This is a genomic window from Phocaeicola sp. RTP21198st1_B8_RTP21198_201120, assembly GCF_040929485.1.
Classification (GTDB): domain Bacteria; phylum Bacteroidota; class Bacteroidia; order Bacteroidales; family Bacteroidaceae; genus Phocaeicola; species Phocaeicola dorei.
This window is the reverse complement of record NZ_JBCOCI010000373.1, coordinates 320-1,322: the sequence shown is the minus strand read 5'-3', so window position 1 is coordinate 1,322 and position 1,003 is coordinate 320. Positions and strand designations below refer to the sequence as shown.

1 pseudogene is annotated in these 1,003 nt (G+C 40.3%); it reads right to left on the bottom strand.

The window, feature by feature from the left end:
- Positions 1–869: pseudogene (locus AB5935_RS26450) on the bottom strand (hypothetical protein); the annotation flags it as partial.
- Positions 870–1,003 lie beyond the last annotated feature (134 nt).

Genomic DNA, 1,003 nt, shown 5'->3' with positions numbered 1-1,003 from the left:
AATGTACCTATTGCATCCGGATCTTTTAAGTTTTCGATAACATCTGCTGTAGCTGCTGCCATAGGATCAGAGAAATAGTTATTGATATCTCCGGTTTTAGAATCAAGCATTTCCTCTCTTTCTGCCCGATGTTGCACACCCATCCAAGCCTTTTCCTGCTGATAGAATATAATGTTTATCTTTCCAGTAGGGTTCTGGTAAGTCTCCACTTCCCATCCCACTGTTCCCTTTTTACAGTTGAAATAAAAGTCTTTAGTTTGAATATCCCAATGTTGCACGGACTTACCTGATGATTTAACGGAATACCCGAAAGCAAAGGCAACCAATGTGCCAAACTGGTCAAACAAAGGTCTTAGTTTATACCCTGTGGAGCGGGCCAGCACAACCACCTTGACTTCTGCCTGGTTACTTTCGTTCCTGTATAGATGATAAAGCTTTGCACTCTCTGTTTCCGCTCCGGCAAGCCTCTTTACTTTGCGCATGGTGACATTAAACCTCGTTTTATCAATGAAGTCAAGAAACATCTGATAAACATCATCATTGCCGTTTTTCTTTTCCCACTTAATCGGTTTACCAAGAAGAAAGAATAATTCTACTTCATTGATGAATTGCTGCCTGTTCCGGGGAAGCTTCTCGCTGATATACGGGTCTTTGTTCTTTCTGAACTTATTAGGACGCTTCATAACCTTGTGAAGTTCCGGCTTGTACTCACTTAAAGCGATATCCACTTCATCCTCCCTATTCTGCATCAGAGCGATGGCTGTACTAATATCACCATCCTTTATAAGTTGGAATATGTCTCTCTCAACACCCATTGAGTTAAGGGCCTTATTCCTGAATAGTGTTAATAATTCCTGTATATAATTCATAATCTGTAAATTTACCAAATTCCTAATTCTTCTTTTGAAACTTTTTGTGACTTTATTATCTTACCAAGAAGCTCACCCAAAACCCAGTAACGAGCGGCATCTATTCCGTGATTATCATGGTCTTCCGGCTCGTT